The 15,623-nt window shown below is 53.4% G+C and carries 12 protein-coding genes; 7 read left to right on the top strand and 5 right to left on the bottom strand.

Features of this window, described 5'->3' with window-relative positions; genetic code table 11:
• Positions 1–17: 17 nt before the first annotated feature.
• From N24_RS06355 to N24_RS06345, 3 genes are all read left to right on the top strand, one after another.
• Complete coding sequence (locus N24_RS06355; protein ID WP_096455326.1) at positions 18–734, top strand: hypothetical protein; 717 nt, start codon at positions 18–20, stop codon at positions 732–734.
• A gap of 103 nt (positions 735–837) precedes the next feature.
• Positions 838–4,554, top strand: coding sequence for an ABC transporter ATP-binding protein (locus N24_RS06350; RefSeq protein ID WP_096455324.1), 3,717 nt, complete (start codon positions 838–840; stop codon positions 4,552–4,554).
• 143 nt (positions 4,555–4,697) lie between these two features.
• Positions 4,698–8,363: a multifunctional oxoglutarate decarboxylase/oxoglutarate dehydrogenase thiamine pyrophosphate-binding subunit/dihydrolipoyllysine-residue succinyltransferase subunit gene (locus tag N24_RS06345; RefSeq protein WP_096455322.1), complete on the top strand. Its 3,666-nt coding sequence runs from the start codon at positions 4,698–4,700 to the stop codon at positions 8,361–8,363.
• Between the two features lie 332 nt (positions 8,364–8,695).
• On the opposite strand, the gene N24_RS06340 is transcribed toward N24_RS06345, so the two are convergent.
• Both N24_RS06340 and N24_RS06335 read right to left on the bottom strand, forming a co-directional pair.
• Complete coding sequence (locus N24_RS06340) at positions 8,696–9,358, bottom strand: type 2 periplasmic-binding domain-containing protein (RefSeq protein WP_096455320.1); 663 nt, start codon at positions 9,356–9,358, stop codon at positions 8,696–8,698.
• Between the two features lie 18 nt (positions 9,359–9,376).
• Positions 9,377–9,871, bottom strand: coding sequence for a general stress protein (locus N24_RS06335; RefSeq protein ID WP_096455318.1), 495 nt, complete (start codon positions 9,869–9,871; stop codon positions 9,377–9,379).
• Positions 9,872–9,954: 83 nt separating this feature from the next.
• Here N24_RS06335 and N24_RS06330 point away from each other — a divergent pair, with 83 nt between their 5' ends.
• Genes N24_RS06330 through N24_RS06320 form a run of 3 tightly spaced genes read left to right on the top strand, consistent with a single transcriptional unit; the run spans position 9,955 to position 12,981 of the window.
• Complete coding sequence (locus N24_RS06330) at positions 9,955–11,247, top strand: magnesium transporter MgtE N-terminal domain-containing protein (protein WP_096459852.1); 1,293 nt, start codon at positions 9,955–9,957, stop codon at positions 11,245–11,247.
• On the top strand, positions 11,240–11,821 hold the full coding sequence (locus N24_RS06325) for a DUF1003 domain-containing protein (protein ID WP_096455316.1): 582 nt from the start codon (positions 11,240–11,242) through the stop codon (positions 11,819–11,821). The genes N24_RS06330 and N24_RS06325 overlap by 8 nt, the downstream gene beginning before the upstream one ends.
• 35 nt (positions 11,822–11,856) lie before the next feature.
• A complete protein-coding gene (locus N24_RS06320) occupies positions 11,857–12,981 on the top strand; it encodes an Mrp/NBP35 family ATP-binding protein (protein ID WP_096455314.1) in 1,125 nt (374 codons plus the stop codon).
• Between the two features lie 5 nt (positions 12,982–12,986).
• On the opposite strand, the gene tatB is transcribed toward N24_RS06320, so the two are convergent.
• The 3 genes from tatB to sigE all read right to left on the bottom strand — a co-directional run bounded on the left by tatB (position 12,987) and on the right by sigE (position 14,826).
• Entirely contained in the window at positions 12,987–13,436 is a 450-nt protein-coding gene (gene tatB / locus N24_RS06315; RefSeq protein ID WP_096455312.1) for a Sec-independent protein translocase subunit TatB, read from the bottom strand.
• A gap of 44 nt (positions 13,437–13,480) precedes the next feature.
• Positions 13,481–13,999 (bottom strand): anti-sigma factor family protein, encoded by a 519-nt coding sequence (locus N24_RS06310; protein ID WP_096455310.1) that lies wholly within the window; start codon positions 13,997–13,999, stop codon positions 13,481–13,483.
• Positions 14,000–14,184: 185 nt separating this feature from the next.
• On the bottom strand, positions 14,185–14,826 hold the full coding sequence (gene sigE, locus N24_RS06305; RefSeq protein ID WP_096455307.1) for an RNA polymerase sigma factor SigE: 642 nt from the start codon (positions 14,824–14,826) through the stop codon (positions 14,185–14,187).
• 145 nt (positions 14,827–14,971) lie between these two features.
• On the opposite strand from sigE, the gene N24_RS06300 reads away from it, so the two are divergent.
• Positions 14,972–15,616 carry an O-methyltransferase gene (locus tag N24_RS06300; protein ID WP_096455305.1) on the top strand — a complete coding sequence of 215 codons (645 nt, stop codon included), beginning with the start codon at positions 14,972–14,974 and terminating at the stop codon, positions 15,614–15,616.
• Positions 15,617–15,623 lie beyond the last annotated feature (7 nt).

Raw genomic sequence — 15,623 nt, 5'->3', positions numbered from 1 at the left:
ACCTGTAGGAGGCACCCATGGCTGAGAACAACATCATCACTGATGCAGTACATTCTGATCCCGCTGTCTTAGAAGACAACGCTGGTTTCAGCGGAAAGTACCTAATTCGCGCCTTAGATAAGGCCGTGCATATGCAAACTAGTGCCATTGAGGGATATGTGTCGTGGCTGCGTAAGCAGAACCCTGATAAGTCTCCGGCGCAGCTGCAGGTGCTCGTCGATAAGCATTTTATGCGCCTTGCTACCGGCTCCGGTGCAGGTGTGGGCATGGCTGCGGCCGTGCCAGGCATTGGCTTTGTTACGGGTGCTCTCGCCATTGGAGCAGAATCGTTGGTGTTTTTGGATGCAGCTGCGTTTTACACGATGGCTTCTGCGCATTTACGTGGCATTGATATTAGGCATCCAGAACGCCGCCGTGGGTTAATTTTGGTGGTGTTGTTGGGCACAGCTGGTAAGGCAATTGTTGATGCCGGCGTGGGTGATTTATCGAAGAAAAATAACGCACCCGGGGTGGCAATTTCGCGTTTCAACATCAGCGGTTTGATGGAAGTCAATGGTCGTTTGATGCGTTATGCAGTCAAGGAAGTCAGCAAGCGTTTTCGTTCGGCATGGATTGGCAAGATTTTGCCGTTTGGTCTTGGTGCAGTGCTAGGAACCATGGCGAACCGCAAGATTGCTAAGAAAACTGTCGGCAATGCTTATGACTCACTGGGGCCACTTCCAGAACACTTCTAGAGCACTTCTAGAGCACTTTTAACCCGACAAACCGCAAGCAATTTCTATCTATTCAGAAAGGATTCTTCTTCCAACAGTCTCTTTAAAATTGAAAGGCTCACGCATGAATACTGGGCAACCTACAAAACCTCAACGCATCCGCCAACTCATTAGCGTAGCGTGGCAGCGTCCCTGGCTTACCTCTTTAACAGTTGTCAGCGCACTAGCTGCAACACTGTTTGAACTCACTCTTCCTTTACTTACCGGCGGCGCTATCGATATTGCACTTGGAAACGCCGGGGAAACTCTAACTACTGATCTGCTGGATCGTTTTGCTCCCAGCGGAATAAGCGTATTAGCTAGCGTTATCGCGCTGATTGTGCTGCTTGCGTTGCTTCGTTATGCCAGTCAATTTGGCCGACGATACACCGCAGGAAAACTCAGCATTGGTGTGCAGCACATTATCCGCCTGCGCACCATGCGCTCTTTGCAAAACTTAGATGGGCCTGGCCAAGATGCGCTGCGCACCGGCCAAATTGTCAGCCGGTCTATCTCTGATATCAACATGATCCAAGGTTTGGTTGCCATGCTGCCGATGCTTATCGGAAACGTGGTCAAACTGGTATTGACGTTGGTGATCATGCTGGCGATTTCACCACCGTTGACCATCATTGCGGCTGTGTTGGTGCCACTGCTGTTGTGGGCTGTCGCCTACTCCAGAAAAGCGCTGTTCGCCTCGACTTGGTCAGCGCAGCAAAAGGCAGCAGATTTAACCACTCATGTGGAAGAAACCGTCACTGGTATTCGTGTGGTCAAAGCTTTTGCCCAGGAAGAACGCGAAACCGACAAGCTTGATCAAACTGCTCGTGAGCTTTTTGCCCAACGTATGCGCACGGCCAAGCTAACCGCTAAATTCATTCCGATGGTGGAGCAGCTCCCCCAGCTTGCATTGGTGATCAACATTGTGGGCGGTGGTTATTTGGCCATGACTGGCCATATCACCGTGGGTACGTTCGTGGCGTTTTCTTCCTACCTCACCAGTCTGTCTGCAGTAGCGCGGTCCCTGTCTGGAATGCTCATGCGCGTGCAGCTTGCCATGTCTTCAGTAGAGCGCATCTTTGAAGTCATTGATTTAAAACCAGAACACCAAGACCCCAAATCACCGCTCGAACTTCCAGATGTTCCCCTTGGTTTGAGTTTTAGAAACGTTGATTTTCGTGGGATCCTCAACAACTTCACCCTAGATATTGCACCTGGTGAAACCGTCGTGCTGGTTGGTCCTCCCGGTGCGGGTAAGACCATGGCTGTGCAGTTGGCGGGTAATTTTTATCAGCCAGATGCTGGAGAGATAGCCTTCACACACAACAGCCAGACTAGCTTTGCTGATCTCGCCCACAACGACATCCGCAAAAACTTAGTCGCTGTTTTTGATGAGCCGTTTTTGTACTCGACTTCTATCCGAGACAACATTGCCATGGGTTTGGATGTTACCGATGAGCAGGTAGAACATGCAGCTAGTTTGGCGCAGGCGCATGAGTTTATTAGCCAGCTTCCCAATAAATATGACGAGGTCATCGGCGAACGCGGTCTCACGCTTTCGGGTGGTCAACGCCAACGTATCGCTTTGGCCAGGGCTTTTCTTGCCCACCCCAAGGTGTTGGTGTTAGATGATGCAACCTCCGCTATTGATGCTTCCACAGAAGATCGCATCTTCCAGGCTTTGCGCGAAGAATTGCACGATGTCACCATTTTGATTATCGCGCACCGCCACTCCACGCTAGAGCTGGGTCACCGAGTCGGTTTGGTGGAAAACGGTCAAGTCACAGCGCTGGGTACTTTTGAGCAAATGCGTCAGCATGCCCGATTCTCTCATCTGATGGCTCTGGATTTCCAAGAATCCGCAAGCCCGGAATTCACTTTGGATAATGGAGGCGCATTCCCTAGCCATGCACAGCTATGGCCTGAAGTAGAAACCACCAAGCAATACAAAATTTTGGCGCCCACCCCTGGTCGGGGTCGGGGCCGCGGCATGTCGATGCCTGCAACTCAGGAATTGATCGATCAAATCGACGCTCTTCCTGCTGCCACTGAAGAACCTCATGTCGATGCCCATAGGCTTCGAACCACCACCGATGGTTTCAAGCTAGTTAATTTGTTTAAGCAAGTGCGCTGGCTAATCGCAGGCGTGATCACGCTTCTTCTCGTTGGTGTTGCTGCAGATCTCGCATTCCCAACATTGATGCGCGCAGCAATCGATAACGGCGTGCGTGCACACAGCACCGCCACGTTGTGGTGGATCGCCATCTTAGGCAGCCTGGTGGTCTTAGTGTCATGGGCTGCTGCTGTAATCAACACGATTATCACCGCACGCACAGGAGAACGCCTACTTTACGGTTTACGGCTGCGCTCTTTTGTCCACCTATTGCGCTTGTCCATGGATTATTTCGAACGCACCATGTCAGGTCGAATCATGACGCGCATGACCACCGACATCGATAACCTCTCCTCCTTCCTCCAAACGGGGTTGGCGCAAACGGTGGTATCACTGGGCACGCTCATCGGAGTGGTCACCATGCTTGCCATCACCGACGCGCAATTGGCGTTGGTCGCGCTTTCAGTTGTGCCGATTATCATCGTGCTCACGCTCATTTTCCGCCGCATCAGCTCACGGCTCTACACCGCAGCACGCGAGCAATCAAGCCAGGTCAACGCAGTATTCCACGAGTCGATTGCAGGGCTGCGCACCGCTCAGATGCACCGCATGGAAGATAAAGTATTCACCAACTTCGCCGCTGAAGCTGAGCAGTACCGCCGCCTGCGCGTGAAATCACAAACCGCAATCGCGATCTACTTCCCCGGCCTAAGCGCAATCTCCGAAATCGCCCAAGCCTTAGTCCTCGGTTTTGGCGCTGTGCAAGTAACCCGTGGAGACATCTCCACCGGCGTGCTCGTCGCATTTGTGCTCTACATGGGATTAATGTTCGGCCCCATCCAACAACTCAGCCAAATCTTCGACTCCTACCAACAAGCCGCCGTCGGCTTCCGCCGCATCACCGAACTACTCGCCACCACGCCCAGCGTCCTAGACCTCGGCACCAACCGGCGAGCCAAAGAGGCTGCCACGCAGCCTTTATTGCTTGACGACGTCACCTTCGGCTACACCGACACCCCGATCCTAGAAAACGTATCCGTTCAGATCGAACCAGGAACCACCGTGGCAGTAGTCGGCCCCACCGGAGCTGGAAAATCCACCGTGGTTAAACTCCTCTCCCGCCTTTACGACCCACAAGAAGGAACAGTCCACGCCGGGGCAACAGACATCAAAGACTTCCCCACCACAGATTGGCGACGCCGCATCGGTACCGTCCCACAAGAAGCACACTTGTTTAGTGGCACCATCGCCGACAACATTGGCTACGGATGCAGGGAAGCGTCGACAAGCAAAATAGAAGCTGCAGCGCGCCGGGTTGGAGCCTTAAATGCCATCGCCGCCATCCCTGATGGTTTTAACCATCAAGTCGGTGAACGCGGGCGCAACCTGTCGTCCGGACAGCGACAACTGATTGCCCTTGCACGCGCCGAACTCATCGAGCCAGACATCATGTTGCTTGATGAAGCCACCTCCACTCTCGACCCCGCAACCGAAGCCGTCATCCTCAACGCCTCTGATCGAGTGACCAAAGGACGCACGAGCATTATCGTGGCGCACCGCCTGGCAACCGCTAAACGGGCCGACCGTATTCTTGTTGTTGAACAAGGACGTATCATTGAGGACGGATCTCATGATGCATTGTTGTCTGCTAACGGCACCTACGCCCGCATGTGGCATTTAATGGCGTAACACGTTATTTTTAGGAGAACTGTCAACACATTAATGCAACAACTGGGGTGCGAGGCACAAACAGCCAACAACCAGCGTTACAGTAGATAAAACAAAGCTCAATAAAACCCTCAAGAAGCAAGGAAAAGAGGCGAGTACCTGCCGTGAGCAGCGCTAGTACTTTCGGCCAGAATGCGTGGCTGGTAGACCAGATGTTCCAGCAGTTCCAACAGGACCCTAAGTCCGTGGACAAGGAATGGAGAGAACTCTTTGAGTCACAGGGGGGACCTAACACTACCCCCGCTAAGGCAGAAGCACAGGCTTCAGCACCCAAAGAGTCTGCGAAACCAGCACCTAAGTCTGCCCCTGCACAGAAGGCAGCACCGCGTGTAGAAACCAAGCCGGCCGAAAAGGCCACCCCTAAGGCCAAGGAGTCCTCCGTGCCACAGCAACCTAAGCTTCCGGAGCCAGGAAAGACCCCAATCAGGGGTATTTTCAAGTCCATCGCAAAGAACATGGATATCTCCCTGGAAATCCCGACCGCAACCTCGGTCCGCGATATGCCAGCTCGCCTCATGTTCGAAAACCGCGCCATGGTCAACGACCAACTCAAGCGCACCCGCGGTGGCAAGATCTCCTTCACCCACATCATCGGCTATGCCATGGTGAAGGCAGTCATGGCTCACCCGGACATGAACAACTCCTACGATGTTATTGACGGCAAGCCAACCCTGGTTGTTCCAGAGCACATCAACTTGGGTCTTGCCATCGACTTGCCTCAAAAGGACGGCTCCCGCGCTCTTGTCGTAGCTGCCATCAAGGAAACCGAGAAGATGAACTTCTCCGAGTTCCTCGCAGCTTACGAAGACATCGTGGCACGCTCCCGCAAGGGCAAGCTCACCATGGATGACTACCAGGGTGTTACCGTCTCCCTGACCAACCCAGGTGGCATTGGTACCCGCCACTCTGTGCCACGTTTGACCAAGGGCCAGGGCACCATCATCGGTGTTGGTTCCATGGACTACCCAGCAGAGTTCCAGGGCGCTTCCGAAGACCGCCTTGCTGAGCTTGGCGTGGGCAAGCTTGTTACCATCACCTCCACCTACGATCACCGCGTGATCCAGGGTGCTGTGTCCGGTGAATTCCTGCGCACCATGTCCCAGCTGCTCACCGATGACGCCTTCTGGGATGAAATCTTTGAGTCCATGAATGTTCCTTACACCCCAATGCGTTGGGCACAGGACGTTCCAAACACCGGTGTGGATAAAAACACCCGCGTCATGCAGCTGATTGAGGCTTACCGCTCCCGTGGCCACCTCATTGCAGACACCAACCCACTTTCCTGGGTTCAGCCTGGCATGCCAGTTCCAGACCACCGCGACCTCGACATCGAGACCCACGGTCTAACCATCTGGGATCTGGACCGTACCTTCAGCGTCGGTGGCTTTGGTGGCAAGGAAACCATGACCCTGCGCGAGGTACTGTCTCGCCTACGCGCTGCCTACACCCTCAAGGTGGGCTCTGAGTACACCCACATCCTGGACCGCGATGAGCGCACCTGGCTGCAGGACCGCCTCGAAGCAGGTATGCCAAAGCCAACCCAGGCAGAACAGAAGTACATCCTGCAGAAGCTCAACGCAGCTGAAGCATTTGAGAACTTCCTGCAGACCAAGTACGTCGGCCAGAAGCGTTTCTCTCTCGAAGGTGCAGAAGCTCTTATCCCACTGATGGACTCCGCCATCGACACCGCAGCAGGCCAGGGCCTCGACGAAGTTGTCATCGGTATGCCACACCGTGGACGCCTCAACGTCTTGTTCAACATCGTGGGCAAGCCACTTGCATCCATCTTCAACGAGTTTGAAGGCCAAATGGAGCAGGGTCAGATCGGTGGCTCCGGTGACGTCAAGTACCACCTCGGTTCCGAAGGCCAGCACATCCAGATGTTCGGCGACGGCGAGATCAAGGTCTCCCTCACCGCCAACCCATCCCACCTCGAGGCTGTTAACCCAGTCATGGAGGGCATCGTCCGCGCAAAGCAGGACTACCTGGACAAGGGCATGGACGGCAAGACCGTTGTGCCATTGCTGCTCCACGGTGACGCTGCGTTCGCAGGCCTGGGCATTGTCCCAGAAACCATCAACTTGGCTAAGCTGCGTGGCTTCGACGTAGGCGGCACTATCCACATCGTGGTAAACAACCAGATCGGCTTCACCACCACCCCAGACTCCAGCCGTTCCATGCACTACGCAACCGACTATGCAAAGGCATTCGGCTGCCCAGTCTTCCATGTCAACGGCGACGACCCGGAGGCAGTTGTCTGGGTTGGCCAGCTGGCCACCGAGTACCGTCGTCGCTTCGGCAAGGACGTCTTCATCGACCTCGTGTGCTACCGCCTGCGTGGCCACAACGAAGCTGATGATCCCTCCATGACCCAGCCAAAGATGTACGAGCTCATCACTGGCCGCGAGACCGTTCGTGCTCAGTACACCGAAGATCTGCTCGGACGTGGAGACCTCTCCGCAGAAGATGCAGAAGCAGTTGTCCGCGACTTCCACGACCAGATGGAATCTGTGTTCAACGAAGTCAAGGAAGGCGGCAAGAAGCAGGCTGAGGCACAAACCGGTATCACCGGCTCTCAGAAACTGCCTCACGGCCTGGAGACCAACATCTCCCGCGAAGAGCTGCTTGAACTGGGACAGGCATTTGCTAACACCCCAGAAGGCTTCAAGTACCACCCACGTGTAGCACCAGTAGCCAAGAAGCGCGTCGAGTCCGTCACCGAAGGTGGCATCGACTGGGCATGGGGCGAACTCCTTGCATTCGGTTCCTTGGCAAACTCCGGCCGCTTGGTTCGCCTTGCAGGTGAGGATTCCCGCCGTGGTACCTTCACCCAGCGCCACGCAGTTGCCATTGATCCCAACACTGCTGAAGAGTTCAACCCACTGCATGAGCTCGCACAGTCCAAGGGCAACAACGGCAAGTTCCTTGTCTACAACTCCGCTTTGACTGAGTACGCAGGCATGGGCTTTGAGTACGGCTACTCCGTTGGAAACGAAGACTCCGTCGTAGCATGGGAAGCACAGTTCGGTGACTTCGCCAACGGTGCACAAACCATCATCGATGAGTACGTCTCCTCCGGTGAAGCCAAGTGGGGCCAGACCTCCAAGCTCATCCTTCTTCTGCCTCACGGCTACGAAGGCCAGGGCCCAGACCACTCTTCCGCACGCATCGAGCGCTTCCTGCAGCTATGCGCTGAGGGTTCCATGACTGTTGCACAGCCATCGACCCCAGCAAACCACTTCCACCTGCTGCGCCGTCACGCTCTGTCCGATCTGAAGCGTCCTTTGGTTATCTTCACCCCGAAGTCCATGCTGCGTAACAAGGCTGCTGCCTCCGCACCAGAAGACTTCACCGAGGTCACCAAGTTCCAGTCCGTGATCAATGATCCAAACGTTGCAGATGCAGCCAAGGTCAAGAAGGTCATGCTGGTTTCCGGCAAGCTGTACTACGAATTGGCAAAGCGCAAGGAGAAGGACGGCCGCGACGACATCGCTATCGTTCGTATCGAAATGCTCCACCCAATTCCGTTCAACCGCATTTCCGACGCTCTAGCCGGCTACCCTAACGCTGAGGAAGTCCTCTTCGTTCAGGATGAGCCAGCAAACCAGGGCCCATGGCCGTTCTACCAGGAGCACCTGCCAGAGCTAATCCCGAACATGCCGCCAATGCGTCGCGTATCCCGCCGCGCACAGTCCTCCACCGCAACGGGCATCGCCAAGGTGCACCAGCTAGAGGAAAAGCAGCTTATCGACGAGGCGTTCAACTCCTAAGCCGTTAAGTTTTAAAAGGACCCTTGATCATGATGATCAAGGGCCCTTTGCTTGTTTAAGGCCTCGAATTTTTCTGGGTGAACTTTGGTATTCAGGAGTCCCCGAAAACCTCTTAAACGGGCTTCTGGGGAGGTATGACTTTTCAGGGTAAGGAGCTAGATTTGAGAGCCACCAAACCAGGAGACCCAGAATCTGTGAAAACTTAAATGTTGGGTCTCTGTGTTTGGTACCTAGCGCGATACACCACACCAGGAGACCCAACAACGTTGAAAACGTGATTTCTGGGTCGCCTGGTTTGGTCCCCGAGCAGTTCGGCCTTGGGGAGTTAAATTCTAAAAACCCTTGGAACGAAGAAACGCCAACGCGCTGTCGGCTGTCGATCCAGTGCTGAAGGCATCGTCAATCAGAGTGCCTAACTGCTCCGTGCTTAAAGCTCCGCTGACAAAGTTGAGAGTTTGACGATCCTCACGAGCTAAATTTGGTTTCCGATAAATCGGGACAATATTTTGCGGTAAAGAATCATTGCCCTCACAGCCCACGGCATTAGAGGGGTCTGTAGCTACTAAAGAATTAGGCAAAGATCCTTGGAGGGCGTCATAAACTTTTTCCCGCCACTCACCGGAATTAATATCAATCGATTCTTGATCTTTGTATTTCGCCTTAAACTCCTCGGCGAGGTCTGGGTTGTAGTATTCCAGGAGTTCTCCGGAGCATGCGATAACCAAATCTGTGCTGTCGTCACGCAAGCGAGTCAATTGTGATGTTAGGTCCCCGTCAATCATCTGCAGTGAGGCTGCTCGGCCGCGTTCAACCAGTGCAGTTTCATACAGCTTACCCAACACAAACGCTTCCATATTTCCGTTGGGAGCCACTATTTGTACGGTGTCCACATTGCCTAGTGGAACAGGCGGGGCTGGTTCTTGGGAAAACGAAGAACACCCAGCTACAACTGCTCCGATAGCAAGGATTAAAACTCGCTTCCCCACATATTTCATAGCCGTTAGTGTAACTTATCAGTTAAATTTTCGAGCTTTCAGGGCAATCATGTCCCGAGCTTCCCTAGCCCGTTCTGGCGCACAAATGACATCGTAGCGGCCGGCAACAATTTGAGTGGAAGAAGTAAAGTCCCGCTTTCCTCTCGATGCAGCGTATGGAACAGCCACCCCGACGATGCCAAACACCAAACCCATGGCAAGTCCTGCCAGGATTGAAGTGACCCAGAAACCAGACATCAAAGACATAACCATTCCGAAGAACAATCCCAACCATGCACCGGATGCTGCACCACCTGCGATGACACGACCCCAGGTGAGCCTGCCAGTGACACGTTCGACCTCAATGAGATCCACTCCGACGATTGTTAATTCCGCAACAGGAAAATCATTGTCACTGAGCATATCCACAGCGGCTTGGGCTTCTGCGTAGGTTTCAAAACTTCCCACTGGCCAACCTTCTGGGCGCTTCTTTTCTAGCGACGCAGGTGCGGCGTTGGGCCGTGGCTGAGGCATCTTTATCAACTTCCTCTAAATGTTTTTGGATTCACGTTTATAACGTCCACGCTGGCGAAATGGTTCCCGTAAACTTGGCGCACATGAGTGGAATTACCCGTCTGTACGTAGGGCGCCTAGCCGGCATGGTGGTCAGAGGACCCGATACGGATGCAATTGGGCGTGTCCGCGATGTTGTAGTCAATATTCGCCCCAATGGGCATGATTCCAGGGCTTTAGGTTTGGTCGTTGAGTTGGTCAACAACAAGCGACGCATTTTCGTCCCGATGCTTCGCATTGCAGCCATTGAACCAAAAGACATCACCCTGGTTACCGGCTCTGTTTCTCTCCGTACATTTAGGGTGCGCACCGGTGAGCTCCAGGTGATGGGCGATATCGTGGGTGCAAAAGTACACACAGATGACCCAGAGTTTGATCAATTCCACGGCAAAGCTGTTGAGATCGCTGATGTGGAATTGGAACTTTCCCGCACCCGTGATTGGCTCATTACTCGCGTGGCAGTGTTCGGCGAGCGTCCAAAATTTGGTCGCAGGCCCACACTCCACACCGTGCCGTGGAACCATATTCACGGCATCACCGCAGGTGGTGTGGGTGAGTCGAATCAAACCGCCGAGCTCATCGCCGGCTTTGAGGATATGAGGCCTGCTGACGTCGCAAAGCAGCTTTATCAGCTGCCTACAGCGCAGCGAACCGAGGTCACCGAAGAGCTTGACGACGAAAAACTTGCGGATATTTTGCAAGAACTTTCCGAAGACCGCCAAGCCGAGTTGATTGAGGAGCTCGATATTGAGCGTGCCGCGGATATTTTGGAAGAAATGGATCCTGATGACGCCGCCGACCTTTTGGGCGAATTGCCTGGCGATAAAGCTGATGTGTTGTTGGAATTGATGGATCCGGAAGAATCTGCTCCGGTGCGGCGTTTGATGGATTTTTCTCCCGACACAGTGGGTGCGTTGATGACGCCTGAGCCGTTGATTATGGATCCAGCGACAACAGTGGCCGAGGCACTCGCTGCCGCGAGAAATCCCGATCTACCTACCTCGTTGGCTTCATTGATTTTTGTTGTGCGCCCTCCTACTGCAACCCCTACGGGCAAGTACCTTGGCTGCGTGCACCTGCAAAAATTACTGCGCGAACCACCTTCGAGTTTGATCGGTGGCATCCTAGATCCCGATCTCCCACCGCTTTATGCCGATGACACTCAAGAAACCGCAGCCCGATTTTTTGCTACCTATAACCTGGTGTGCGGCCCGGTGCTGGATGAAAACCGACATCTTTTAGGCGCTGTCGCCGTTGATGACTTGATTGACCACATGCTTCCAGAAGATTGGCGTGACGCCGGCATCCGACCTGCAAAGGAGGCCACCCATGGCTGATTTCAACCGCTCCGATCTAGACAGCCCACTATTTGGCACCCGCAAGCGTTTCAAATTTGATGATGACACAGTGGGTGCCTATGCCGAAAAAGTTGCACGTTTTTTTGGAACCGGGCAGTACCTCTTCTGGCAAACCATTTTTGTGGTGGTGTGGATCTGCCTCAACATTGGAGGCTGGGCGTGGAGTTGGGATCCATACCCATTCATTTTGCTCAACCTCGCCTTTTCCACTCAGGCTGCCTATGCTGCGCCGCTGATCCTCTTGGCTCAAAACCGTCAAGAAGATCGCGATAAACACACCATCTTGGCTGATCGCAGGCGCGCTGAAGAAACCAAAGCTGATACAGAATTTCTCGCCCGCGAGCTTGCCGGTGTACGCCTTGCACTTGGCGATACCGTCACCCGTGACTATTTACGCCACGAACTAGATGACCTTCGCGGACTTTTAGACCGCATCGAGGCAAAGCTCGATGATGAGGCAGCAGCACGCATCGCGGAGCGCCATGAGCAGGGCGGAAAAGGTGCAGAAGCTTTGTCTGACCCCACTCAGGGTGAAGTTGCTGACGATTTTTAGGGACTCCTAGGGCTTGGGACTACTATCGATAGGTAATGACTCAAATAACCGAATCCGCTGTCCGCAGCGCGCTATCCCGCGTAGAGGATCCAGAGATCGGTAAGCCCATCACAGAGCTCGGTATGGTCAAATCTGTGGCCATCGACGGCGCTGATGTCCAGGTGGAGGTCTACCTGACTATCGCGGCTTGCCCGATGAAAACCACCATCGTGACCAACACTGAAGCGGCCATTAAAGACCTCGACGGCGTCGGCCAAGTACAGGTCACCACCGATGTTATGAGCGATGAGCAACGCCGCGAACTCCGAGTTTCCCTCCGCGGTGAAACCTCTGAGCCAGTAATCCCCTTTGCTCAACCAGGTTCCACCACCCGAGTCTATGCTGTTGCCTCGGGTAAAGGTGGCGTTGGCAAATCCTCCATGACAGTAAACTTGGCTGCAGCCCTAGCCAAGCGCGGACTGTCAGTTGGTATTTTGGATGCTGATATTTACGGCCACTCAGTACCAGGCATGCTTGGTTCTGATCAGCGCCCACACCAAGTCGATGACATGATCATGCCTCCGCAAGCACACGGTGTGAAGATGATTTCCATTGCTCATTTCACCGAAGGAAACGCTCCTGTTGTCTGGCGTGGACCAATGCTGCACCGTGCTATCCAGCAATTCCTCACTGATGTCTTCTGGGGCGATCTTGATATCTTGCTGCTGGATCTTCCCCCAGGTACGGGCGATATCGCGATCACCGTCGCACAGCTCATCCCTAATGCAGAGCTGCTGATTGTCACCACTCCTCAAGCTGCTGCCGCTGAGGTTGCTGAGCGTGCTGGAACAATTTCTGTGCAAACCAACCAGAAGGTGGCTGGTGTTATTGAAAACATGTCGGCCATGGTGCTTCCTGATGGCACCACCATGGATGTGTTTGGATCTGGTGGTGGCCAAAAAATCGCTGACCGTTTAACCGCGGTCACAGGCGAAGAAGTCCAAGTGATTGGATCTGTTCCACTCGATCCCAACTTACGTATCGGTGGAGATGTGGGAAATCCAATTGCGATCTCCGAGCCAGACTCCCCTACGGCGAAGGCAATCAACTACATTGCTGATCATCTTGCCAAGCGCAAGGTATCGATCGTGGGTAAGACCTTAGGTCTTGGGGTAAAGTAAGTCTGCTAAATAATATCGGTCCAAGAGACGCCACCTGAGTAATTCGGGCCGTCTTTTGGATCGTTTTGCGTTGTTGGGCGTTCCACTACATTCGCGTTGTTGTCTGCCGCCTGCTTTTTACGCTGCGCTTCCCCTTCAGTGTCTTTAGCCATGATCTTTTTCGGATCAAAGTCATCCAAGAATGAAGAATCATTATCAAACAACGCCTTAGTAAGCGCTGTCTTTGGACTCATTCGACTGTACTGAGCAACCTGGGATAGTGGTTTTTTGATCTCACCAAATTCTGAACCGAAATCACTGTCCAAAGTTTGCTTCGCATTATCAATAGCGGTGCGCGCTGCCAGCAACGCGGCACGCACATCTTGGATTAGACGAGGAAGGCGTTCGGGACCAATAACAACAAGTCCCACCACAACCAATAGGAAGATCTCTCCCCAACCCACGCTAGAAAACATCAGACCGGTCTTTCAATAATGTAAAAAAGGAATGCCAACTTAAATTAGCGGCCTTGGTTCTTTCGAACCGCTCGAACCACTGATTCAACCTTAGCCACGAAAGACTCGGGGCGTTGATTTATACAATCTTCTGCGCCGGGCCCTGGCATACATTCCGTAGCCAAACTAGCGAGGCGCGCTTTCAGATCCATGGGGGCAGAAACGTCTTCATTCTTGCACTCTGAGCGGAGGAAATCAACGGTTTCGCGTTGACGGTTTATCTCTTCCCTGCACTCTGCACAATGAATAATGTGCAGCCTGGCGCGGTGCATGGCTCCGCGGGAAAGTTCATTATCAACAAACATAGCTGCTGCATCTGCCGACAAGTGCTCAACAGAGGAAAACTCCCGAGCTTTATCTTTTACCTGTGCGGACTTTGCTTGTGACTTCTGCTGCAGCTTTACACGTGCTTCTAAAACATCCCGCGCTATCGAATCAAAACTGGGCTTACTGCGCTTTGCTTTAGATCCTGCACGATCTCGACTTTTAGCTTGGAGATTCGCGGTGGTGTCGGAATTAAACATTTTTCCGATGACCTCCTGTGTCTCGACTCTAAGGATGTGGGTAACTCATATCCAAGATACCTACTACTCAAAACGGATGTCGCCTGCGAGAAGTTCCCTGTCCGCATCACGAACCGACAAATAATGCACTAACCTGCAAAAATGACACGACATACTTAACTGTCGTGTCAGAAAACACACTTGTGCTATGTGGTTGGAACCAGCAAAGAGACTTCCTCGCTGGTCATTGCAGCGGCTTCCAGGCTTGCCCTTAGTTGACTGCGTCCACGGTGAATACGGGAACGAACCGTACCCATCTTCACGCCCAGGGTTTCTGCGATTTCGTCATAGCTCATGCCAACAACGTCACACAAAATAACCGCCACGCGGAAATCTGGACTTAGTTCATCCAACGCAGCCTGCAAAGCTGGATCCAAATTGGCTTCAGTATATGCCTGTTCTGGAGTGACATCATTTCCTGGTACTCGCTCATAATCTTCAGGCAAAGCCTCCATGCGGATCTTGCCACGGTGGCGAACCATATCTAGGAACAAGTTGGTGGTGATACGGTGCAACCAGCCTTCAAATGTTCCAGGCTGGTAGCTCTTCAACGAGCGGAACACACGCATGAAAGTTTCTTGGGTAAGATCTTCTGCATCGTGCTGATTACCTGACAGACGGTACGCTAAGCGGTAAACGCTATCTGCATGTTCTGCAACTAGTTCACCCCAAGTTGGCATGTCGGCTTGGCCAGCATCAAAAGCTGCAGTGCCCGTGAGTTCTTCAGCATGTTCTGCTTGAACAGTTTCGATTACGGCGGGTGCGTCATCTCGGGACTTTTTTGTCATGTATTCCATTTTGCCCCACTGAACTTGGGAAATCTAGATTACATCCTGTGCATCCTCTGGCAATTGTGAAATCATTTCCATTTAATGCGGGATTTAATGCGTGTAGGTACTTCACATTTGGCCTGCTCGATCTAGACTATAACGCGTGAGTAACGCCTTCGAGTATCTTCGCACCTATGTCGAGTCCACCACTGAAACCGATGCAACTGTAGCGCGCGCTCGTGAAGACGCCGTTGAGTTCGGTCTCCCCGCTCCGGATGAGATGACGGGTCAGCTGCTAACCACGCTGGCCACCACCACCAATGGCGCAGGTTCTACTGGCGCTATTGCGATCACCCCTGCTGCAGGGTTGGTGGGGCTTTATATTTTGAACGGTCTAGCTGACAACACAACGTTGACATGCATTGACCCCGAGTCAGAGCACCAGCGTCAAGCCAAAACACTATTTCGTGATGCCGGCTACTCCCCCAGTCGGGTCCGATTCCTGTTATCCCGCCCACTCGATGTCATGAGCCGACTGGCAAACGACAGCTATCAGCTCGTCTTCGGCCAAGTCTCCCCCATGGATTTAAAGGCGCTTGTCGACGCCGCCTGGCCTCTGCTTCGACCCGGCGGCACGCTGGTGCTCGCCGATTCGCTTCTCGACGGCACCCTCGCCGACCAAACCCGCAAAGACCGCGACACCGTTGCTGCACGTGAAGCTGATGAATATATCCGAACTCTTGAAGGTGCACATGTTGCCCGACTTCCTCTTGGCGCGGGTTTAACTCTGCTGACTAAATCAGCCTAAAGAAGTT

This window comes from Corynebacterium suranareeae (genome assembly GCF_002355155.1).
GTDB lineage: Bacteria > Actinomycetota > Actinomycetes > Mycobacteriales > Mycobacteriaceae > Corynebacterium > Corynebacterium suranareeae.
This window is presented reverse-complemented; position numbering and strand designations above follow the sequence as displayed.